General features: G+C 45.1%; 17 protein-coding genes and 1 pseudogene. 7 read left to right on the top strand and 11 right to left on the bottom strand.

The window, feature by feature from the left end; translation table 11 throughout:
- Positions 1-177 precede the first annotated feature (177 nt).
- Positions 178-501 (top strand): DOPA 4,5-dioxygenase family protein, encoded by a 324-nt coding sequence (locus tag AB6E54_RS03430; RefSeq protein ID WP_017060873.1) that lies wholly within the window; start codon positions 178-180, stop codon positions 499-501.
- A gap of 165 nt (positions 502-666) precedes the next feature.
- Here the strand turns inward: AB6E54_RS03430 and fruA are convergent, their stop codons facing one another.
- Genes fruA through fruB form a run of 3 tightly spaced genes read right to left on the bottom strand, consistent with a single transcriptional unit; the run spans position 667 to position 4563 of the window.
- Positions 667-2427: a PTS fructose transporter subunit IIBC gene (gene fruA / locus AB6E54_RS03425; protein ID WP_372105946.1), complete on the bottom strand. Its 1761-nt coding sequence runs from the start codon at positions 2425-2427 to the stop codon at positions 667-669.
- Positions 2428-2442: 15 nt separating this feature from the next.
- Positions 2443-3420 (bottom strand): 1-phosphofructokinase, encoded by a 978-nt coding sequence (pfkB, locus tag AB6E54_RS03420; protein ID WP_136974407.1) that lies wholly within the window; start codon positions 3418-3420, stop codon positions 2443-2445.
- 9 nt (positions 3421-3429) lie between these two features.
- The gene (gene fruB / locus AB6E54_RS03415; protein WP_372072848.1) at positions 3430-4563 is read right to left on the bottom strand and encodes a fused PTS fructose transporter subunit IIA/HPr protein; all 1134 of its coding nucleotides are present in this window, start codon (positions 4561-4563) and stop codon (positions 3430-3432) included.
- A 385-nt stretch (positions 4564-4948) separates the two neighbouring features.
- Here fruB and cra point away from each other — a divergent pair, with 385 nt between their 5' ends.
- The gene (gene cra / locus AB6E54_RS03410) at positions 4949-5953 is read left to right on the top strand and encodes a catabolite repressor/activator (RefSeq protein WP_372105948.1); all 1005 of its coding nucleotides are present in this window, start codon (positions 4949-4951) and stop codon (positions 5951-5953) included.
- 56 nt (positions 5954-6009) lie between these two features.
- Here the strand turns inward: cra and AB6E54_RS03405 are convergent, their stop codons facing one another.
- The 4 genes from AB6E54_RS03405 to nirB all read right to left on the bottom strand — a co-directional run bounded on the left by AB6E54_RS03405 (position 6010) and on the right by nirB (position 12585).
- Positions 6010-7800, bottom strand: a complete 1791-nt coding sequence (locus AB6E54_RS03405; protein WP_372105950.1) for a protein kinase domain-containing protein — start codon at positions 7798-7800, stop codon at positions 6010-6012.
- A 168-nt stretch (positions 7801-7968) separates the two neighbouring features.
- Positions 7969-9438: a NarK family nitrate/nitrite MFS transporter gene (locus AB6E54_RS03400; protein ID WP_372105952.1), complete on the bottom strand. Its 1470-nt coding sequence runs from the start codon at positions 9436-9438 to the stop codon at positions 7969-7971.
- Positions 9439-9581: 143 nt separating this feature from the next.
- The gene (gene nirD / locus AB6E54_RS03395; protein ID WP_012600889.1) at positions 9582-9926 is read right to left on the bottom strand and encodes a nitrite reductase small subunit NirD; all 345 of its coding nucleotides are present in this window, start codon (positions 9924-9926) and stop codon (positions 9582-9584) included.
- 76 nt (positions 9927-10002) lie between these two features.
- Positions 10003-12585 carry a nitrite reductase large subunit NirB gene (gene nirB, locus AB6E54_RS03390; RefSeq protein ID WP_372105954.1) on the bottom strand — a complete coding sequence of 861 codons (2583 nt, stop codon included), beginning with the start codon at positions 12583-12585 and terminating at the stop codon, positions 10003-10005.
- Between the two features lie 472 nt (positions 12586-13057).
- On the opposite strand from nirB, the gene AB6E54_RS03385 reads away from it, so the two are divergent.
- On the top strand, positions 13058-15640 hold the full coding sequence (locus AB6E54_RS03385; protein ID WP_372105956.1) for a molybdopterin oxidoreductase family protein: 2583 nt from the start codon (positions 13058-13060) through the stop codon (positions 15638-15640).
- A 347-nt stretch (positions 15641-15987) separates the two neighbouring features.
- A complete protein-coding gene (locus tag AB6E54_RS03380; RefSeq protein ID WP_372105958.1) occupies positions 15988-16974 on the top strand; it encodes an ATP-binding protein in 987 nt (328 codons plus the stop codon).
- Positions 16975-17009: 35 nt separating this feature from the next.
- Here AB6E54_RS03380 and AB6E54_RS03375 read toward each other — a convergent pair whose 3' ends face one another.
- Positions 17010-17966, bottom strand: coding sequence for an IS110 family transposase (locus AB6E54_RS03375; RefSeq protein WP_017064050.1), 957 nt, complete (start codon positions 17964-17966; stop codon positions 17010-17012).
- A gap of 733 nt (positions 17967-18699) precedes the next feature.
- Between AB6E54_RS03375 and AB6E54_RS03370 the strand changes: the two genes are divergently transcribed.
- Positions 18700-19017 carry a hypothetical protein gene (locus AB6E54_RS03370; RefSeq protein WP_372083446.1) on the top strand — a complete coding sequence of 106 codons (318 nt, stop codon included), beginning with the start codon at positions 18700-18702 and terminating at the stop codon, positions 19015-19017.
- Positions 19018-19149: 132 nt separating this feature from the next.
- Here the strand turns inward: AB6E54_RS03370 and AB6E54_RS03365 are convergent, their stop codons facing one another.
- Together AB6E54_RS03365 and AB6E54_RS03360 are read right to left on the bottom strand one after the other, a co-directional pair.
- Positions 19150-19440 carry a type II toxin-antitoxin system RelE/ParE family toxin gene (locus AB6E54_RS03365; RefSeq protein WP_005377002.1) on the bottom strand — a complete coding sequence of 97 codons (291 nt, stop codon included), beginning with the start codon at positions 19438-19440 and terminating at the stop codon, positions 19150-19152.
- Positions 19430-19678: a type II toxin-antitoxin system Phd/YefM family antitoxin gene (locus tag AB6E54_RS03360; RefSeq protein ID WP_004730320.1), complete on the bottom strand. Its 249-nt coding sequence runs from the start codon at positions 19676-19678 to the stop codon at positions 19430-19432. Before AB6E54_RS03360 ends, AB6E54_RS03365 begins: the two co-directional genes overlap by 11 nt.
- 258 nt (positions 19679-19936) lie before the next feature.
- Here AB6E54_RS03360 and AB6E54_RS03355 point away from each other — a divergent pair, with 258 nt between their 5' ends.
- Positions 19937-20386: a hypothetical protein gene (locus AB6E54_RS03355; RefSeq protein ID WP_372105960.1), complete on the top strand. Its 450-nt coding sequence runs from the start codon at positions 19937-19939 to the stop codon at positions 20384-20386.
- Positions 20387-20466: 80 nt separating this feature from the next.
- Here the strand turns inward: AB6E54_RS03355 and AB6E54_RS03350 are convergent.
- A pseudogene (locus AB6E54_RS03350) lies at positions 20467-20864 on the bottom strand (hypothetical protein).
- 195 nt (positions 20865-21059) lie between these two features.
- Between AB6E54_RS03350 and AB6E54_RS03345 the strand changes: the two are divergent.
- Positions 21060-21539 carry an Sbal_3080 family lipoprotein gene (locus tag AB6E54_RS03345; protein ID WP_017068825.1) on the top strand — a complete coding sequence of 160 codons (480 nt, stop codon included), beginning with the start codon at positions 21060-21062 and terminating at the stop codon, positions 21537-21539.
- The last annotated feature ends 122 nt before the right edge of the window (positions 21540-21661 follow it).

The following is a 21661-nucleotide window of genomic DNA, read 5'->3' as shown; positions in this document are numbered from 1 at the left end:
TTAAAACGATAGTCGACACCAGTATCTCTAGAGTTTGTTTTAGCGGCCAACGTTAACTCAAACTCTAGTTTTTTGTTCCTACGGATTTATTCCATAGTAAGTCCACTTATTTAGATTTAGCTATTAAAGGCGGTTTAGGTATAAAATCGCGACATCATAATTCTAAAGGATGGTGCCATGTACCACGGTCATATCTATTTCCCTCTGCGATTTGCAGAGCAAGCAGAAACACTGCGTCAGAAAATTTTAGCGGAACGTAAAGATGTATTAGAGGTTTTCCCATTAATACAGCGTTTGGTTGGTCCACATAAGATGCCAATGTTTGAGATTCACTTTGCGAACAAAGAGTCGGGCATTGTTGAATGGCTTGAGCAAGAACGCGGTGATATGTCGGTGCTTATTCACCCTGTAACTGGCGGTGAAGAAACTTTGGATCACACAGTACGAGCGATCTGGCTTGGTCGTGAATTGGGTGTCTTTGAAGAAACGCTTACTAGCTAATCAAATATACCAATATTGTACTTAACTCATTCCGACCGGAAAATACATGAACAATAAAAAGGCTCCTCAAATGAGGAGCCTTTGTTTTAAGGAGCCGTTTTACCAAGAAACCGGTTATCAAGAGCCTCTGGTTATCGGGCTGAACCGTTAACCAGAGTAGGGGGATTAAGCCTCTGCCGTTACTTTAGAGCCGCTCATCTTTTTAAGTGCTGCGTAGCCAAAGCCTGTTACTAGCGTACCTGCTGCAATCGCTACTAGGTACATAAGTACTGGAGAGATAGCGCCAGGAATCAGTAGTACGAATAGACCGCCGTGTGGAGCCATTAGCTGTGCACCAAACATCATTGATAGAGCACCTGTTAGTGCACCACCTGCCATACAAGCTGGGATAACACGCATTGGATCTTTCGCTGCGAATGGGATTGCACCTTCAGAGATGAAACATAGGCCAAGAACGAATGATGCTTTACCTGCTTCACGCTCGCCTGCTTCAAACTTGTCTTTCACTAGGAAAGTCGCAAGGCCCATACCTAGAGCTGGAACCATACCTGCTGCCATGATAGCCGCCATTGGTGCGTAAGTTTGCGAAGCCAGTAGACCAACACCGAATGTGTAAGCGGCTTTGTTTACCGGACCACCAAGGTCGAAACACATCATTGCGCCTAGAATCACACCTAGAAGAATCGCATTAGACGTACCCATGTTGTTTAGGAAAGTTGTCATCGCGCTCATCACGCCAGAAACAGGACCACCTACGATGTAAACCATCACAAGACCAGTGAACAAACTCGCGATAAACGGAATGATCAGGATAGGCTTGAGGGCTTCCATTGACTGTGGAAGTTGAACCTTGTCGGCAATGAGTTTTGCAGAGTAACCTGCAATGAAACCTGCCGCGATACCACCTAGGAAACCTGCGCCCGTTGAGCTAGCCAGCATACCGCCAATTAGACCTGGAGCCAGACCCGGACGGTCGGCAATCGAGAATGCAATGAAACCAGCAAGAACAGGAATCATCAGTGCGAATGCAGAACCACCACCGATAGTCATCAGTGCTGCTGCCAGTGTGCCTTCTTCTTTAAACGCTTCGATACCGAATACGAAAGAGAGTGCGATGATCAAACCACCCGCAACAACCACAGGAAGCATGTGAGATACACCTGTCATCAGGTGCTTGTATACGCCTTTCTTCTCGTCAGCAGGCGCTGAATTTGAAGACGCTGTGTGTTGGTATGGTTTAGCTTCTGCGAATGCTTTTTCCATCTCTTGCTTTGTTTTCTTCAAAGCAGGGCTTGTTGTAGTTTTGTACAGCGCTTTGCCGTTAAAACGATCCAGAGGAACGTCGATGTCTGCTGCGATGATAACTAGATCAGCGTCTGCGATTTCTTGGTCTGTCAGTTGGTTTTTCGCACCTACAGAGCCGCGAGTTTCCACTTTGATTTGGTGACCTAGGCGTTTGCCTTCTGCTTCAAGCGCTTCAGCTGCCATAAAGGTATGTGCAACACCCGTTGGGCAAGCCGTAATCGCTACGATCTTCTTGCTGCCTGTGCTTGCTGTTGTAGAAGAGTTTGGAGAGGTACCGGTCACTTCAACAGTGCTTTCAACTTGAGAAGCGTCTAGTACTGTTGCTTCTACTACCGCTTTCTCTAGAAACGCTTTTGCATCTGCAGTGCATTCAGAGATAGCCGCTTGGTACACTTTCTTGCCGACAAAGCGCGCTTTATCAACGTTGGTGTTGGCTGCGATAACCACAACGTCGCTGCTGTCGATAGTGTCTTGCGATACGGTTGAGTCAGGTAGCACGCTTGATTGACATTCAATAGCGGCGTTCCAACCCAGTGCTTTTGTCGCTTGCTCTAACAAGCCTGCGGCGATGATGCTGTTTGCTACGCCACTAGGGCAAGCTGTGATAATGGTAATATTCATAATAAACCTTTTGTCCTATTTGCTTGTGTCTAACTGGCTAGTTGGAGCACTAAGCGCCTGTAATTGGATATTTTGTAGTACTGAATCCAGCTCTTGTTGGCTGGTGATGCCCACGCCTACCTGTGAAACTGCTAGAGCAGATAGGGCGGTTGCGAATTTAATAAGTTCTGGTTTTGGCATCTGTTGCATTTGACCCCAACATAGACCAGCAACCAATGTGTCACCTGCGCCTACCGTGCTTACTACTTGCATGCGCGGTGGTTGAGCATGTAACCATTCACCTTGGTTAAGCCACATCACGCCTTCAGCGCCAAGTGATACCACGATATTCTCGATGCCTTTTTCACTTAGGGCTTGGCCCGCGTGTTGGCATTGGTCACGAGTTGTCAGCTCTGCATTGAACAGCTGAGACAGCTCTTCATCGTTTGGTTTGATTAACCATGGTTGTGCATTGATACCGGCTTTAAGTGCGTCACGGCTGCTATCAAATAGCACCTTCTTACCTAAATCGTGTAAGCGTTGAACCCAAGAAGCGCAAAGCTCAGGAGAGATACCTTGTGGCAAGCTGCCTGCAATTACGAAGTAATCGTGCGTTTCAGCAAGTTCTAATAGGGTTTCTTCGAACGCTTTAATCGAGTCAGTATCAACAGGCACACCTGGGAAGTTGATGTCGCTTACTTGGCCTGAGTTCTCAACCAACTTCACGTTGATACGAGTCGCGCCATCAACACGGATGAAGCGGTCAGCTGCGCCCATCTGTTCAAACAGTTGGCAGAACGCTTCTTCGTTATTGCGACCAAGGAAACCTGTTACGGTCACTTTCGCGCCAAGCTCTGAAAGAACTTTTGCGACGTTTACGCCTTTGCCCGCTGCATGCAGAGAGCCTTTGTTTACTAGGCTAACTGAACCTACATTTAGTGCGTCGATAGCGCCTGTCAGGTCTAGAGCAGGGTTAAGCGTTACAGTAACGGCTTTGATTTGTTTATCAGACATATCGACTCCTTAACCTTCGCCAAGGCCTGAAGCGATAGCTTTGCCAATCGATTCAAGTGCTTGTGCTGCGTCATCACCTTCAGCAACAAACTGAAGTTGGTGGCCGTGTTTAACGCCAAGAGCGATCACTTTCATCAAGCTCTTCGCGTTCACTTCTTTTCCGTCGCCATCTAGGTTTGACACGCGGATTGTTGATTCAAACTTCTTCGCTTCAGCGACTAGCATTGCACCTGGACGAGCGTGTAGGCCGTGTGCGTTTTTGATTTTGAAGACTGCGCAGTTGTCGTCGTCTTGAGACGCTGTAGAAACCGCTTCACCTTTCAGAAGGCCAATCACTTGCGCTGCGTCAGCGGCTAGCAGTTGTTGCTGTTTACCTTCGAAAACCATCTTGCTTAGGTTTGCTAGAATAGATTGGTGCGCGCTGTTACAAGCAGCAAATGCGACCAATGCTTTAACTGGTGTACCTTCGTATTCACAATGGTTGGCTGTTGAAACGAAAGATACGCCAGTGCGAGTTACACCTTTGTCGCTGCCCAACAACCACAGGCCTTGGCCTAGGTGAGTTGGTGTTTTCGTTACCAGGTCAGCAACGAATGCGTTGTCTGTGCAACCTGTGTTTTTAAGTAGGCCGCCCGCAACTGCAGACATTTGAACCATGTCGCTCGCAGGGAATAGTAGCTGAACTAAAGAAGCGTCTAGGTCTGCTTCTAGCTGAACTTCGCCGTTAAGTAGGGCGATGATTTCGTCTTCTGATTTCGCTTGCTTTAATTTCTCTTCAACGCCGTCAGCCGCTAGCACTTTCGTTAGCTGCTTAAGAATGCCTAAATGCTCGTCAGATTTCGCTGCAATACCAATTGCTACGTAAACACGGTTGCCGTCTGCCCAATCAATACCTTCAGGGAAGTGGTGTACCGCAACGCCTGTCTCTTTTACTAGGCCACGCGTGTCCGTTGTGCCGTGAGGAATCGCGATGCCGTTACCTAGGAACGTAGAGTTCTGGTTTTCACGGTTCAACATTCCTTCAACGTAACCAGAGTCAACTAAGCCTTTCGCGGTTAGGTCGCCAGCAATGTTTTGGATAGCTTTGAATTTGTCTTCGGCAGTTTGGCCTAGAGTGATGTCAGATTTTGATAATTTAAGCATGGTGCCTCTTTAGCGTATCGCTTGAGAATTTGTGTATCGCTACGATTCAGTCTAGAGCAAGATTCATGGAGTTTAACTTGTTGCTTAACTCTTTGTTTTATATTAGCTGAATCGGTTCAGCATTCAGTGTAAAAAAATTCAGCAAAGCCGATTTTGGTTTTCAAAATAGTTTTGCTGCGTGTCGTAATTTCAGTTTCGTTAACAACAAGAAGCTGAATCACGACAAATGACGCTCAATCCATTCAAAAGGATGATTGAAGTCACTTTTCAGATTTTGCTGAATCCTTTCAGCTTTTATACTGAATCGATTCAGCATATAATTCAACTAATCCAAGGATCAGAAGATTGGTTATATGATCCTACGCACAAAATACAGGTCACCCATATGACACTAGATGAGATTGCCAAACTAGCCGGTGTGTCGAAAACGACAGCCAGCTATGTTATTAATGGCAAGGCGCAGAAATACAGAATCAGTGAAAAGACTCAGCAGAAAGTAATGGCAGTCGTGGAAGAGTATAACTACCGACCAGACCATGCTGCTTCGTCGTTGCGCGCTGGTAATAGCCGTTCATTTGGTTTGATTATTCCTGACTTGGAAAACAGCAGTTACGCGCGTTTAGCAAAATTGATAGAGCAGAACTCACGTAAAGTGGGCTATCAGATTTTGATTGGTTGCTCAGATGATGACGCTGAAACCGAGCGAAAGGTCGCTGAAGCCTTGGTAAGCCGTCGTATCGATGCCTTGCTGGTGGCGAGCTCAATGGCAGACGCTAATGAGTTTTACTTGAAGCTACAAAACTCAGGTACGCCAGTCATCGCGATAGACCGTCCTTTAGATGATGAGCACTTTGCCTGCGTGATCAGTGAAGATTTCGAGGCTGCATTTGAACTGACTCATTCGATTCTTGATGACAGTATTCATAGTGTTGGTTTGATTGGAGCACTGCCTGATCTGAACATTTCACGTGAACGTCAGCTCGGTTTTGAAGCTGCGAATAAAGCACATACTCAACAAACAGGGCTAACCGAAAACAAGCCGATGGTTGTCGGTTATGGCGAGCACTTTGACCGAGAATCAGGACGTGAGATTTTTGAGGGTTGGATTGCCAAAGGCACAGTGCCCGATGCGATTGTCACTATGTCTTACACTTTGCTAGAAGGTGTATTGGATGTGATGGTTGAAAAGCCAGAGCTGATAAAGCAAGTGAAACTGGCAACCTTTGGTGATAACCGTTTATTGGACTTCTTACCTTTTAAAGTTCATTCATTGCCACAGCAATTCGAAGTGATTGCAGACAGCGCCTTTGCACTTGCTTTGAACGCGTCTGCTAAACGTTACCAAGCGGGTATCGAGTTAGTACCAAGAAGCTTAGTAAAACGAGGCTAATTCCAGTTAGTTTACACAAGCTAGGTTGGACTTGGGCACTTAGCTCGAACCTGTAATTAATTTGAACTCAGCAATAAGCCCATTTCCACAATGGCAACAATGCCGAGCAACAAGGCCAACACTTTCCAAAACTGGATTGGGTTTCGGTTTATCAAAGGTTGCTTGGCTTTGCTTTTCACCAAGCTTTGGTTTGGTGTGTAAAGGTCTGCCACAAAATCCCCTAACACTTGATGACGTTCGCTTGGTGATTCCGCGCAGGCTTTTTGTAATACCAAATCCACCCAGCTTGGTAAGTCAGCTCGTTTCTGTGTGATGGGTTGGTATTCCCATTGATGGTGACGAGATTGCTTAAGCGATTGTGCGGTCATTTCAGAGTAGGGTAATTCACCGGTTAGCATCTCATAGCCGATTACAGCGATAGAGAACAGATCAGAGCTGGTGGTCGCGCTGTTGTGCTTGATGGTCTCGGGTGCAATGTAATTGACCGCGCCTAATGGTGTGTCGTCCTTGTCAGTGAGCTCTCCCTCTTCAAGGCCTCTCACTAATACCGCACCAAGGTCGATGATTTTTACCTCACCATCACGTTGAATCATGATGTTCTCGGGCTTTAAGTCTCGGTGCACCATATCTGCACGTTGCAATACTCGAATGCCTTGAGTGATCTTTTCTAGTATGTCACGTACTTCATTGAGTGACGGTTTTGGATTGTCGTACATCCATTGCCTTAGCGTGATGCCTTCTACCCATTCGCAGATTTGGTATAAGAATTGCGAGTTCTCTGGCGTCGGGTAAACCTTCATTACCCTCTTATTTTTTAACAAGATCCCCGCCCATTGTTCATTAAAGAAAGCTCTGAGTTGAGAAGGGCTATCGTGATATTGAACAGAAGGGACTTTCAGCACGAACTCGGTTTGTGTCTCTTTCTGCATTACACGATACACATGGCTTCTTGAACCTGCATACAACACCTCAAGTACCATGAAGTTGTCGATACTTTGCCCGAGCTTTAAAGCGGGTGGGATTGCCCGTTTAGCCAGCTTCTCATGGAATTCAATCAGCGAAGGTTTAGGCAGATGGCTGACTTGCACAATCAAGCAGCTCACGTTGTCTGAGCTATTGTGGCTTAAAGCGGTGTTACAGATGGTTTGCGCTGCGTATTCGAAATCCGCTCCGGGTTTATCGATGTGTTCTTTGAAGGTGTTGGGAGATACAAACTCGTGCACGCCATCAGATGTCAGGATAAAGCAGTCGTTTTTCTTGATAGGCAGGGTTTGATAGTCAACGTTGAGTTGGTTGTCCATGCCTAAGGCGCGTGTAAGATAATGCTTCTGTCCCATATTTTTACGGGTGTGGTCGCGGGTCAGTTGGCGTAATTCTCCATCTCTGAGTAAGTAAATGCGACTGTCGCCAACGTGGAAGATATGTGCGGTGTTCGATTTTAATATCACGCTGCTGAACGTCGAAACGAGGGCATTGTGGTTCACTTGTTGTGCGGGATGGATATTAGAAACAGACGTATTGAAGAGCCAAGAATTGAGGGACGTTAAGACCTTTTGCGCCGAACGTTGAATGCTCCAGCTTTGGGGGGTTGCGTAATAGTCGTCGATAAACTGCATCACGCTGGTGTGACTGGCTTTCTGGCCGTGTTCACTACAACTTGCTCCGTCTGCAATGCAGGCAACACTGCCTTTCAACTCTTGCTCTGCGCGAGTTTTAGGGTGTTTTACAATGATGGCATCTTGGTTTTCATCACGTACGCCTTGATTCGAATAACCACCAAACTTAAGCGTTAACTGGTTGTTGGATTCTGGCGTGATGACTTGCCCTTGGCTGAATGAAATTGTCATAACTTGTCTTCTTCTTAACTGCTCTTCTTCCCGCTTCCTTGATAGAACATCCTAGGAAGAACAAAAGCCCTAGTGAACTTAGAGCCTTTGAACGAAGCACCTAGCATTGATGTATCCGCTAAGGTGCCTCTCCCGATTCAATAATATCAATGCTTCTTAGTACAGACCCTAGCTTGAAACATTAATCAGCGTGACACTGCCGTCGTCGTTTACTTCGGCGATTTGACCGTTAGGCTCTTCCATGAACAGCAGAGTCACAAAGCCAAGTACCGCTGTTGCAGCAATCACTAAGAAGAAGGTTTGGTAGCTCACGAATGACAACACAGTTAGGTAAACTACCGCACCCACGTTGCCGTAAGCACCCGTCATACCAGCAATTTGACCTGTCATACGACGCTTGATTAGAGGAACCGTTGCGAATACCGCACCTTCACCCGCTTGCACGAAGAAAGAACACGCCATCGCCGCGACAACTGCTAGCCATACAGGCCATGTGCTGTCGACTTGACCCATTGCGAAGTAACCCACCGCAAGGCCAATCGTTAGAATAAGCAGTGTTGGTTTACGACCGAATTTATCTGAAATCCAACCACCACCTGGGCGAGACATTAGGTTCATAAAGGCATAAGCCGATGCAACCATACCTGCAAGAACCGGTGTTAATTCAAAGGTTTCAGAGAAGAACAGTGGCAGCATAGAAACCACAGCCAGTTCAGAACCAAATGTCGCGAAGTACAATAAGTTAAGTACCGCCACTTGCTTGAATTTGTATTGGTGAATCTCTGGTACTTCTTCTTTAAATACGTTCTTGTTTACTTTCCAAACTTGCGACACTTCGTACACGTAAAGCGCAGCCAAACCTGCATACACAGAGTAAACCGCCATGTCAGATAACATGTTGATGTTGCTTGGTGATAGCTTCCATGTCAGTAGCGCTAAAGCGGCATACATTGGGATCTTCATAATAAGTAGGAAGAAAAAGTCACCCTTTGATGTCACTTCCATTGCCGTTACTTGAGCTGGTTTGAAGTAAGTAGAACCTTTTGGTGTATCCGTTACGTTTTTGTAGAACACAAACGAGAACGCTAAGCTCATTACGCCAGTAATACCGACCGCATAACGCCAGCCGTCTTCGCCACCAAATGCTAGAGCGAGAGTTGGAAGCGTGAATGCTGCCGCTGCTGAACCGAAGTTACCCCAGCCGCCGTAAATACCTTCAGCCGTACCCAGTTCATTGTGTGGGAACCACTCAGACACAAGACGAATACCGACAACGAAACCTGCACCAATGAAGCCCAGTAGGAAACGAGCGATTGCTGCTTGAATGAAAGAGTCTGCCAGAGCAAACATGAAACAAGGGATAGAACAGACCGCGAGTAGCGAAGAGTAAACCAACCTTGGGCCGTATCTATCGGTTAGCATGCCTATTGCGACACGTGCCGGAATGGTCAATGCAACGTTGAGGATCAGGAGGGTTTTGATCTCTTCAGTAGAAAGACCAAGCGTAGTTTTTACCATTTGCAGTAGTGGGGCAAAGTTGAACCACACAACAAAGGTAATGAAAAAGGCCATCCAGCTTAGGTGTAAGACCTTCATCTTACCCGTAAATGAAAGCAGCGAAAATTTAGTGTTATCCATGGTTTAAATCCTTTAAATCTGGAAAATTACCCGGTTTGTGCACCTGCGTTACTTCCGAACTTAGAACGCTTTTAATGTGCATAAACCCTGTGCCGAAATTGCGCACGCTAATAAGCGTTTGCATGATGGTGTCGGCGGTTTAGTTAACTGGCGATAGCAAGTGGTGCGAGAACTTGAACTTGTTCTCCTTGCTTGCGAACTTCAAATTTCACGAGCTTGAGCTCAGGCTGTTCAAGACATTCGCCAGTTTCTAAGTGGTAATGCTGCTTGTATAAGGGTGAGGCCACGTAAGGTTCTCCGCTTAATGAACCAATTATACCACGTGACATCACATTCGCCTTGCCGATAGGGTCGTAATTAGAGAGCCCATAAAGCGTGTCGCTGCGCTTGCAGTAAAAAATAGCCACTTGGTTATCGTCTACTTTGGCGCAAATTCCCCCGTTTGGGGTTAGATCGCTGGTGCTGCATACGGTTGTCCAATTTTCCATGACTTTCTCCTAGTCTAAAATTGAGTTTTTATTTTTTTATTGATGAACCTGATGAACCTGATGAACCTGATGAAATTTATGAAACCTCAGTCACTTCGATTTGGTCTGCTTCAGCGAGCTTTTCATCGCGTTTTGAATCGGAAGAAGAGCTCAAGCTCGGCTTAGGAAAACGCTGCTCTCGTTCTTTGATGAATGACAGGCTAGTGTCCATTTCTTCGCTGTTGATGTAGTGCTGGAAGCGTTTCATCTTTTCAGGGTTTTCGATGGTGGTTTTCCACTCACACTGGTATTTTTCGATGTTGAGGGCGATATCGGCCTCAAGTTCTTCAGCAACGTTGAGCTTGTCTTCAATCACGACTTGCTTGAGGTATTCAATGCCGCCTTCAAGGTTTTCCATCCATACCGATGTACGCTGTAGGCGATCCGCGGTACGTGTGTAAAACATCAGAATGCGGTCGATGTATTGCAGCAGGGTGGTTTCATCAAGGTCGGTCGCGAAAAGGTCACCATGGCGAGGGCGCATACCGCCGTTACCACAGATGTAGAGGTTCCAACCTTTGTCGGTTGCGATAATGCCAAAGTCTTTTGATTGTGCTTCTGCACATTCGCGCGTACAGCCAGAAACCGCAAACTTGATCTTGTGTGGTGAGCGTAAGCCTTTGTAGCGGTTTTCTAGTCGAATCGCTAAGCCAACACTGTCGTCGACACCGTATCGACACCAAGTGCTACCGACACACGATTTCACGGTACGTACTGACTTACCGTAAGCATGGCCCGTTTCAAAACCAGCATCGATTAGCTTTTTCCAGATGATCGGCAGTTCGTTAAGTTGCGCGCCAAACAAGTCGACACGCTGACCACCAGTGATCTTGGTGTACAGGTCGAACTCTTTAGCGACTTCGCCAAGCACGATCAATTTATCTGGAGTGATTTCACCGCCAGCAATACGCGGAACCACAGAGTAGGTGCCGTCTTTTTGCATGTTGCCAAGGTAGATGTCGTTGGTGTCTTGCAGTTCGATGTGTTGATCTTCGAGGATGTAATCGTTCCAGTACGAAGCCAGAATCGAACCGACTGCTGGCTTACACACAGTACAACCTAATCCGTTTCCGTGAGAATCTAACAGCTCATCGAAGGTCTTGATTTTGTTGACGCGGATGATGTCAGTTAGCTCTTGGCGAGAATACGCAAAGTGCTCACAGATATCGTTAGAGACTTCCACACCTAGGTTACTTAGCTCGCTATCGAGAACCTGTTTCGCAAGGGCAGCACAACCGCCACAACCTGTTGAAGCATTCGTGGTTTCTTTCAATGCAGCCATCGTGGTGCAGCCAGCTGAAACGGCCTCTTTAATATCGCCTTTGGTCACATCAAAACATGAACAGATCACAGCGCTATCAGGCAGAGCTTCAACACCCATTGCAGAGCCAGAATCATCGGCCACGTTAGGTAAAATTAGCACTGATGGGTTTTCAGGAAGGGGCATATCGTTTTGCTTGATTTGCAGTAGCGAACCGTAGGCTTCTGCGTCACCGACCAATACTGCACCGACAATCTTTGTGCCGTCAGCCGAAATGATCAGGCGCTTATAAACTTGTTCAATTTCATCGTTATAAGTATACGATTGAGCACCTTCTGTCTTGCCGTGTACCTCACCAATACTGGCAACATCGACGCCAAGCAGTTTGAGCTTGGTGCTCATGTCTGCGCCAGTGAATGCAGCGTCGTCAGTACCGTCAGAGACAATATGCGAAGCCGCGATTTTTGCCATCGAATAACCAGGGGCCACTAAGCCGAAGATCTTGTTGTCCCAAAGCGCACATTCTCCAATGGCGTAGACGTTGTCGATATTAGTTTGACAGTGATTGTTGATGACAATACCGCCGCGTTCGCCAATCTCGACATCAGAGCTTCTTGCTAGTTCGTCTTGAGGGCGAATACCGGCAGAGAATACGATCATATCGGTTTCAAGGTGGGTGCCGTCTGCAAAGTTCATACGGTAGCGAGCGTTTTCTCCGTCGACTATTTCAGAGGTCGCTTTCTCGGTGTGAACCTGCACCCCAAGGTCTTCAATCTTTCTGCGCAGTAGCGCACCGCCACCGTCATCTAATTGTACGGCCATCAGGCGAGGTGCAAATTCCACGACATGGGTTTCTAAGCCAAGGTTTTTGACTGCGTTTGCGGCTTCTAAACCCAGCAGTCCACCACCAATCACCACGCCCGATTTGCTGCCTTTACTTGAGAGCTCAATGGCGTCTAAATCTTCGATGGTGCGATAAACGTGGCAGTGTTCTTGGTCGTTACCGGGAATAGGGGGAACAAAAGGGAATGAGCCGGTCGCCAAGATTAGCTTGTCGTAACTTTCAACGTGACCACTTTCAGTGATGACTTGTTGATTGGCGGTGTCTAGCTTGGCAACCTTCTGATTCAACAAGTAGTTCACGCCGTTGCTTTGGTAATATTCTTCACTGGTCAATGACAGGTCATCAGCGCTTTTACCATTAAAGTAAGCCGTCAGCTGAACACGGTCGTAGGCCAGCCTTGGTTCTTCACTAAAAGTAATCACATCAAACTCATCACTGTCTGATTGCAGGATGTTGTCGATAAATTTGTGTCCAACCATGCCGTTACCAACAACGACGATTTTCTTCTTGCTCATAATCCATTCCTTATTCTCGGCGCCACCATCACTAGCATCTAATTTCTAGTCGTTAGCAGATGAATACCGGGTTGAGATTCCACTCAATTCATAATCATCAAGAAAAACAAAAATGTTTTTTCTAAGTCTTGGTTTTTAGTGGAGCAAGGAGGATGCCAGATTGCGATTTGTTCATTTAAATAAAATTTAATATATATATTTCAGTGATTTAAAAATTGCAGGTGGCACGTAATTACCCCTAAAGTGGTATGTAAAAATTTTGTTATATTTATATAAATGAGCGTTTGTGGTGCAACTTTCTGCAAGATGGTGCAAAAATTAAGTTTCTATCTTGGTTAAGTTCTGTTTGGTTCGTTGTTGATATTTGTGTTTTTATTAAGTTATTGTTTTTAGATGAAATTATTTGCTATTCATCAGCTGCTATTAAGTGGCGTGTTATTTGCTTATTTTTAGTTATTACAATTATGGATAATTGAGTGAGAAACGGATGACCGATTCAAACAGCGGCTGGATAAAATCGACCTGTGCTTATTGTGGTGTAGGGTGTGGAATAGAAGCGAGACCGACATCGTTAGGAAAACTAGAAGTGCGTGGTGATAAAGATCATCCATCAAACTATGGAAAGCTATGCACTAAAGGGATTGCGCTCGGCGACACCGTCACGCCTTTAGGTCGTCTTACACAGCCTGCTCATATTCAGAATGAGCAAAAACAAGAGCTAGATTGGAACAGTGCCACTCAGTTGGTCGCAGACAAATTCAATCAAACCATCGAAGAATTTGGGGCCGATTCGGTTGCGTTCTATGTATCTGGTCAGCTGCTTACCGAAGACTATTACGTTGCCAATAAACTGATGAAAGGCTTCATCGGCAGTGGCAACATCGACAGTAATTCTAGGCTGTGTATGGCTTCAACCGTGGTCGGGCATAAGCGTGCATTTGGTGCAGACACAGTGCCGGTTTGCTATGAAGATCTCGAGCAAGCCGATCTGGTCGTGATTACAGGCTCGAACCTAGCATGGTGTCACCCGGTACTTTTCCAAAGGTTAAGAGCCGCAAAACAAGCCAACCCTGCATTGAAAGTCATCGTCATCGACCCGCGTTATACCGACACCTGTGAAATCGCAGACATTCACTTGGCATTGGAATCCGGCTCAGACGTGGCGTTGTTCAATGGTTTATTGGGCTACCTCGACGATAACGACAAGCTAGATACAGACTACATAGAAAACCACACTCAAGGCTTTACTGAATCGATTCGATCTGCGACTCAATATCGCTATACCGAATCAGGCTGGGGCGACAAAAGCGTTCCTGAACTCACAGGGTTAACAGAGCAACAGCTAAAACAGTTCTATAGCTTGTTTGCATCGAACGAGAAGGTGCTGACTATTTACTCCCAAGGCGTGAACCAATCGACACAAGGGTGTGACAAGGTGAATGCCATTATTAACTGCCATTTAGCCACAGGAAAAATCGGTAAGCCGGGTATGGGGCCATTCTCTGTAACGGGTCAGCCGAACGCAATGGGCGGGCGAGAGGTGGGCGGTTTAGCCAATACTTTAGCAGCGCACTTTGAATTTGGTGATCCGCAATCACACCAAACGGTGAGCGAGTTCTGGCAAACCGACAGCTTAGCCACACATGCGGGTTTAAAAGCGATTGACCTGTTTGATGCCATGAATGAAGGCAAAATCAAGGCTGTGTGGATCATGGCAACCAACCCAGTCGTGAGCCTGCCTGACAGTGAAAAGATCAAAGCCGCATTAGAGAAGTGCCCATTTGTGGTGGTGTCGGATTGTATTGCTGATACGGAAACCACTCGCTTGGCTGATGTGGTGCTGCCCGCACAAGGGTGGAGCGAGAAGTCGGGTACTGTGACTAACTCTGAGCGCCGAATCTCACGCCAACGCCGTATATTACCAAGCCCAGGGGAAGCCAAACCTGATTGGTGGATCTTAAAAGAAGTCGCACAAAAAATGGGGTTCAACGATCAGTTTGATTACCGCCACGAAGGCGAGATCTTCAAAGAGTATTGCGAGATGACAGCGCTCGGCAATGAAACAGGTAAAGCGCGTGACTTGTGCTTAATTGGACTCACGCAACTGGATGAGAAAGGCTATGGCGAACTCACTCCACAGCAATGGCCAGTGCTAGAGTATCAGCCAGAGGTCATCGAACAGCGCATGTTCACCAATGGTGAGTTCTTTACTGAATCTGGTAAAGCGCAGTTTATTGCAGTCGAGCACGACAAACCGATTGCCGATACCAGCCTTGAATTCCCACTTATCATGAACACAGGCCGAATCCGAGACCAATGGCACACTATGAGCCGCACTGGCTTGGCGGCAGGTTTAGGTGAGCACACCCCAGAACCGTTTGTCGCTATGCATCCAGATACGGTTGCAGAGCTTGGCTTAGACGAGTTTGGGTTAGATGCCTTCAACCACGTCACTATTAATCCGGTGGTGAAAGTGCGCAGCGCACAAGGGGAGTGCCAAGCCCGCTTAGTGGTGACCAAAGAGATGCGCCGCGAACAAGTCTTCATGCCGATTCACTGGAATGCACCGACCGCCAAAGACAGCAAACCGTGTGACTTGATCTTGCCTCATACCGATGCCGCATCAGGCCAACCAGAATTCAAACACACACCTGTTGTGGTAGAGCCGTGTGGCTATCGCAGCGAAGCGGCACTGGTCAGTGACAAGGTGATGGATTGCAGCGGCTTTGATTACTGGGTACGCCAAAGAGTGGAGGGCGGTTTTCTGTATCGCATCTCATCATCCAAGAACCCAATGGAGTTGGTGATTCAGCTTGCCAACACCCTCGATGCATTGCCAGAACCCAACGCAGAAGCGATTAAATCACTCCATTATCATGGCAATAAATCATTCAAGAACTACGGCTCTGCCAAGCTGGGTCAGTCTGGCGTAAAGCAAGCCTTCGTGGTGAACAGTAAGCTCGACCATCAAAGCATTGAATGGCTGGTGGAGTGCCTAACCCGAGAAGCCGATGAAGAGTTCGAAGCCGAATTTTTGAGTACTATGGCGAAGTAGTAACTACCTCTAACCTATTAATACCTAAAGTTAAGCGCCGACAATTACGTCGGCGTTTTTGTTTGAGAATACAACTTCCAAGATACAACCTTCATAGCCTGAACTGCGGCTTACTCACACATTAGGGAGTTTTCTGCATTTTGCAGAAACTATATGGAAAATTTCTGCTTTTCGTCATGTTTGATACGAAGATAAGTAGGTAAGATAATGTTATTAAATGAGTTATTAGACTAAGTGTAGTGTGTCTTGGAAACTAGACAGAATTGTTTCAGGGACAAAATATAGAATTATTCTGTCTAATATAGCTGTTAGCCCACCTAATAATAAAGTTCTATGGAAATAACATAATGACAACAATATATTTTCCGAGCAGGTTTGATAGAGATACTCTTTCAGAATTTTTCGAAACACTAGATGAGCATCAAGACACTCCAGATGTTTGTTTAGACTGCTCGACACTTACTTATTCAAAGCCAACAGCTATGTTGGTGGCTGGTTCGAAAATCCGTGGTTGGGTGATGTCTAGGCATAAGCGAGGTATTAAAACTAGAAAAGCTGGAGATGATACTGTGTCTAATGTGCACTCCTATTTGATGCACGTTGGTTTCTTCGATTTCATTCATATGGGTTGTGGTAAACAAGTGGGAGAAGCCCGAGGTTCATCCTCATATTTGCCAATAACTAGAATTACTAAACCGGATTTTTCGGCTGGTGAACTAGTTCTAGAAAAGTGGTACGAAGATATTATGTCTGCCGTGCGTGGACTTGCTAAAGTCGTTTCTGGCACTTTAGAGGATACTCAGGAAAATCGCCTTTATAACTACGCCTTCAGAGAGATAATTAGAAACGTGTTTGAGCATTCCGGTGCAACAGAGTGTTATGTGTGTGGACAGCGTTGGTGGAATGGACAAGTTGAAATCACGGTGGTCGATGAGGGGGTTGGTATCGCTAATACTCTCAAAGAGTCTCAAGGGTGTATAACAGATGCAGAAAGTCTCCAGTTGGCGATCAAACCAGGTGTTTCCCGAACGACGAACATGAGTGAAGAAGATAACAAGTTTGATAACTCGGGTTTTGGTTTATATGTTCTGACTGAGCTAGCTTCAAGTTTTGGGTGGTATGTATTAGGTAGCTCTACGTCAAGAATCGTAGGTTATGGAAATAACATAGATGTTGAAGACCTGCAGTTCAATGGGACTTATTTTGGTATGCGTTTGCAAAGAGCGCCATCTCAGTTCTCTGACCTATTGAATGATATTATCCAAACAGGTGAAAGCGAAGCTCAAGCAAGTGGTATTACGAGGAAAGCTTCGGGGATGTCAAAATTGCTCTAACTCGGTGGGCTAACAAACGACTATGGCGTCAATGATTAATTTTTGGCAGTGTTTTCATCCCACATGGCGCCATCTCTCAGCATAGAGTTAAGAGTCACAACCATCTTTCGAACACACGCGATTATTGCGACTTTCTTAGGCTTTCCGGCAGCTACAAGTCGAGCATAAGTTGCTTTGAATACGGGGTTACATTGCATGGCTGACATCATTGCCATATATAACACTGTGCGTACTTGCGCTCGACCGCCTTGGATCACGCGCTTACCTTTGTAGCGCCCACTTTCGCGTGTTATTGGAGCGACACCAATTAGTGATGCCGCTTGTTTATTTGTGATGTAGCCAAGTTCTGGTACGTTGCTAATTATTGATGCAGCGGCAATGTTTCCTATTCCAGGGACGCTCTGCAATATTGTGTTTTTAGCCTGATATTCAGGGCTATCTTCAATGAGTTTAACGAGCTTTTCTTCTAACTTGGTGATTTGATTTTTTATCGTGGTTAGCATCGGTTTGATAGTCGGATGGAGAGAAGCGGGAAGTATCTGGATTCGGTTCTTTTCCATGGTTTGCATGGATAACAACTGGTTTCGGCGAATGACTAAGTCACTCATTAGGCGTATGTTTTTTGGCTTTATGACAGTAAGAGCTGGTTTGATTGCTTCTCCATAGTGAGCAATCAATTCTGCATCTAAACGATCATTTTTGGCTCTGCGGCCAATAGCACCAGCGAACCGTTTTATGTGGACAGGGTTTGCTCTGACAATAGGTAATTGAGCCTCTGCACATGCAAGAACAAAAGGCATTTCTAATCGGCCTGTTGCTTCAATAACGATTCGTTCAGGACTGTGACTCTTAATCGTTTTGAGTGCTTTTTTGATGCCTTTATCATTGTTCTCTACTGAGAAAAATAGGTCTAGTGGCCTGATGTGGATGTCTAATTGTGTTTTGCCGGTATCAACTCCAACGTTGATGCTTTGATTGATTTTGGTATTCATAATAAGCTAACTCATGCTTGCGTAATGCGGGTTCGAGACCCAGTCGACTATTCGAGGTTTATGCTTGAAGTCCTATGTAGCGTTCATGTTTGTTATCGGTCTCTCGATAGAGGAGCCAGCGTTTAAACGAACTACTACATAGAAAGCTTTAGTTGCAGCTAAAGCCTGGGTCTCACATTACCCGATTGGAGTGCTTATTATCCATACAAAGCATTTAAGAGTGATTCGCAACGCGTGGCATTTTTACTATGCGTTGGTTTTAGTGTTTAAGGTGGTATGCAGCGGCATCGGTATTGCGTTGCTCACACCTTAACAGAGCTAGTTGCCCGCACTAAATCAGTATTATTTATTTGCGAGTTTAGTGTTTTACACGTAGTTTCGTGTCTGGTTCAATCTTTGGTTTGGCAATGGAAGTGCCGTTCAATTTACTCTTCCTTTTTGCCCAAGCCAGTTTTCGCCTTTCACGTTTACAAGTTCAAACTAGCTTTAGTTTTTAAGGCTCAAAGTTCGGACTTCGGTGCGTAGTACGGGAAAGTTTTTTGGTTCTTCCGTAAGGTATGGAAACGTGGTAACTTATTGTTAAGTTAGGTGGTTTTAAACCACAGCAACTAACAAGCAATTAAAGCGGGACTAAAAACAGTTTGCTCGGTTTCGCTTCGCTACACATTTTAGCAAACAATTTTTAGCCCCTTAATGTGGGCGTTAGTTTTAAAGTGAGTATATAGAGGTAACTATGACCAATCAAAATGAAGATAAAACACTAAAAGAAGCTGTTCAGTCTGTAGGTGATATTAAAGTTTCTAGTGTTAAAAAGTCCGTTCGAGTGTTTGCTTCTTTTCTTTGGAAGCTAAGCGTATTTGCGTTTATCGGTTTTTGTATAATTGCGGGATTTGAGTTAGTTACTCGCGATATGCTATTTGACTATGACGGTAAGCTAGATATTGAAAATGCACTGTTACTCTGCTCTCTAATCATTGGCCTCTTTATCGCCATATATGAGTTGAAATCTGGAAAAATTGGGCCTTGGCTACAAAAAATTATAACCAACTGAATTTTACTTTATTCACGATCAAATAAAACTAACAAGGCGTTTAAACGTAACAAAAACAGTGGGTTACGTTTCGTTTCGCTACACATTATAACCCACCATTTTAGTCCGCTTAATGCGGCGTTGATACCGCAATCAATCATCTAACCTTTTCATAGCTTTACGGTAAACATCGCTACGTTCGCGTTTTCCGACTGCTAAGACGGTTACAATGATGACATCGTCTTCAACTTTGTAGACGAGACGGTAGCCCGATTGGCGCAGCTTAATCTTATACATGTTGTCAGCTCCAGAGAGTTTTGAAGCCGGAACATGCGGGTTATCTAAACGCTCGATTAGCTTTTTCTTAAATTGTTGTTGAAGCGTTGAGCCAAGCTTTTTCCACTCTTTGAGTGCACTCTTTTTAAAGTCGAGTTTATAGGTCATCAATATTTACCGAAATACTCTCTTCAGATTCACGCTCTTTCGCAATAGTTAGTAGTTCAAGATCTTCGAGTCTGTCCATCATCATTTCGTACGCTTCGGCTGGTACGCAATAAAATGCTGGCTCATTTCGGTTCAGTACAGCAACAGGTTCACCGTAAGCACTAGTTGCAACTTTCATAGGGTTAGCTTTCAACTCAGTAATGCTTGCAGCAACATCGGCTAAAATTCTAGTGGTCATTTAATAGGTCTCTTAAGTGGTCTTTATTTTGGTCATTTTAGCCTCAATCAAGCGGTATAACAAGTTGCTTAAGAGTGATTCGCAACACGTGGCATTTTTACTATGCGTTGGTTTATGTGTTTAAGGTATTATGCGGACGCTAAGGTATTGGGTTGCTCACACCTTAGCAAGGCGTAAAGTGTCGATATCTAGGGATAATAGTTCTAGATATCTAATTCAAAATAGCTGCGTAAACCTTAATTTAGAGGCTCTTGAACCATGGTATTACTTATAGTTTGGTTGGCTATTTGGGTTTCTTCAGCCAAACCACTTGCTTCTGTCGCCCGACGAACATACCGCATTAGAGTACAAAGTAGTTCGAATGGTTGGAAAAGTATTTTGTTTTTTATATTGGCTCACCTTACCTTTGTTCAACTATTTAGCTTTCCTGTAGATAGTTGGTTTTACTGGGTACTTCCAGTACTAAATGTTTTGTTTGTTATGCACATGCTCTTGCTCTTGGATTTTGTTCTAGATCGTTATAGTGTGGTTGATACTTCACGTTTTACCCATCGTTCAATTGCACCTTTTTTGGTGTCATGTAGTGCATTTATTGCAATGCTTTTCTACTCAGCTTATCTCAATGATGCAATACTGAGGGGAGTATGTATTGCTGCTCTCTCAATAGGTTTGACAGGTTTTCTAGTAACTTATAGAAATGTAAAATAGGGTCATACAGCTAACAGAGTATTTTAGGTTGATAAGAACCAAGCAAACCACAAAGGGCGCCAATAACGGCGCCCTTTGTGTTAGTTGGAAACGCTATAAGTGTCGTAGTCGCGAAGTAAGAAGATCGCAATACAGGCTGCGAGCATTGGCCAAGAGGCGAAGAACAGTAGGTTGTTGAACGGGTCCATGTATTTTCCAAAAGAGGGAAAGGTGAGCCTGCATGCAGGACTAAAATGGCTCCGTAGGTGTACTTTTTCCACATGCCTACAACGAATGCGCCTAAAAATCCGAGCTGCGCGACACCCAGAGCCATCATCGCATTGTTCGAGATGTCGATGCCGTAAAAGCCAGACAGTACTTTTGTCGCGTGCTCAGGGACAAGGATCTTATCCAAGCCCCAGAACAAGAAGACGATAAAAATGCCGATTCTCAGCAGTAGTAGGCTAGTCGCCAGTTTGGTTTGAAGTGTCTTTTCCATGATATCCCTTGTGATGCATTCAATGATGCGATGGTTTAAATGTTCATCAAAGGAGACCCATAGCCTTCGCATTTTCTTTCGTTGTTTTTTAGTGCCTTATGTAACAAGGAATGTCTGATTAACCTTTGCTTATATAATATGTCATTTTTTTGATGTGGTATCATTCACGCAGTTAACTGTTAATGGATATATAACGTGAAAAAATACCTACTATTATCGCTTTCGGTTTTAATTTTGGCTGGTTGTGGAGCCCCTCGTTACACTGGGAGCGCGATTCCAGAACCTACGACTGAAGTTGATGTTGTTATCGTTAAAGACGCTGAAACACGTGAAGGGTTTTTAAATACTATGGAAACGTGGCTGCAAGATAACGATTATACCTACACCGTCGTACCTGATAAGTCGAAGCACGATCTTGATAAGCTGACATTGGAGTATGAAGGCCATTGGAGCTGGGACTTAGCGTTGTTCTTAAAGCAAGCGGAGATCAATGCTTATCAGAACGGACAAAGAGTAGGTGAAGTAGAATTTAAAGTCCCATACACGGCTAACCCAAACAAATTTGGTAATGCAGCTAAGCGTATTGGTTTTATGATGGATACGGTATTTGGTAAGAAAACTGCTGAAGAAGCAACGAAAGCAGCTAATTCATCAGATTCAAAAGCGACGAACTAGTCTAATTAGTTTACTAACTTATACCTTTGTTCGCTTTCTATTTTTCTTTAAGCTCTGCTCGAATAGACGAATAGACGAATAGACGAATAGACGAATAGACGAATAGACGAATAGACGAATAG

Source organism: Vibrio sp. 10N.247.311.49, from assembly GCF_041467655.1.
Classification (GTDB): domain Bacteria; phylum Pseudomonadota; class Gammaproteobacteria; order Enterobacterales; family Vibrionaceae; genus Vibrio; species Vibrio crassostreae_C.
The sequence above is the reverse complement of the archived record's forward strand: the minus strand, read 5'-3'. Positions and strand labels throughout refer to the sequence as shown.

Coding starts and splice junctions, on each gene's coding strand:
- AB6E54_RS03430 (WP_017060873.1), top strand. CDS start 178: ATGTACCACGGTCATATCTATTTCCCTCTGCGATTTGCAGAGCAAGCA.
- fruA (WP_372105946.1), bottom strand. CDS start 2,427: ATGAATATTACCATTATCACAGCTTGCCCTAGTGGCGTAGCAAACAGC.
- pfkB (WP_136974407.1), bottom strand. CDS start 3,420: ATGTCTGATAAACAAATCAAAGCCGTTACTGTAACGCTTAACCCTGCT.
- fruB (WP_372072848.1), bottom strand. CDS start 4,563: ATGCTTAAATTATCAAAATCTGACATCACTCTAGGCCAAACTGCCGAA.
- cra (WP_372105948.1), top strand. CDS start 4,949: ATGACACTAGATGAGATTGCCAAACTAGCCGGTGTGTCGAAAACGACA.
- AB6E54_RS03405 (WP_372105950.1), bottom strand. CDS start 7,800: ATGACAATTTCATTCAGCCAAGGGCAAGTCATCACGCCAGAATCCAAC.
- AB6E54_RS03400 (WP_372105952.1), bottom strand. CDS start 9,438: ATGGATAACACTAAATTTTCGCTGCTTTCATTTACGGGTAAGATGAAG.
- nirD (WP_012600889.1), bottom strand. CDS start 9,926: ATGGAAAATTGGACAACCGTATGCAGCACCAGCGATCTAACCCCAAAC.
- nirB (WP_372105954.1), bottom strand. CDS start 12,585: ATGAGCAAGAAGAAAATCGTCGTTGTTGGTAACGGCATGGTTGGACAC.
- AB6E54_RS03380 (WP_372105958.1), top strand. CDS start 15,988: ATGACAACAATATATTTTCCGAGCAGGTTTGATAGAGATACTCTTTCA.
- AB6E54_RS03375 (WP_017064050.1), bottom strand. CDS start 17,966: ATGAATACCAAAATCAATCAAAGCATCAACGTTGGAGTTGATACCGGC.
- AB6E54_RS03370 (WP_372083446.1), top strand. CDS start 18,700: ATGACCAATCAAAATGAAGATAAAACACTAAAAGAAGCTGTTCAGTCT.
- AB6E54_RS03365 (WP_005377002.1), bottom strand. CDS start 19,440: ATGACCTATAAACTCGACTTTAAAAAGAGTGCACTCAAAGAGTGGAAA.
- AB6E54_RS03360 (WP_004730320.1), bottom strand. CDS start 19,678: ATGACCACTAGAATTTTAGCCGATGTTGCTGCAAGCATTACTGAGTTG.
- AB6E54_RS03355 (WP_372105960.1), top strand. CDS start 19,937: ATGGTATTACTTATAGTTTGGTTGGCTATTTGGGTTTCTTCAGCCAAA.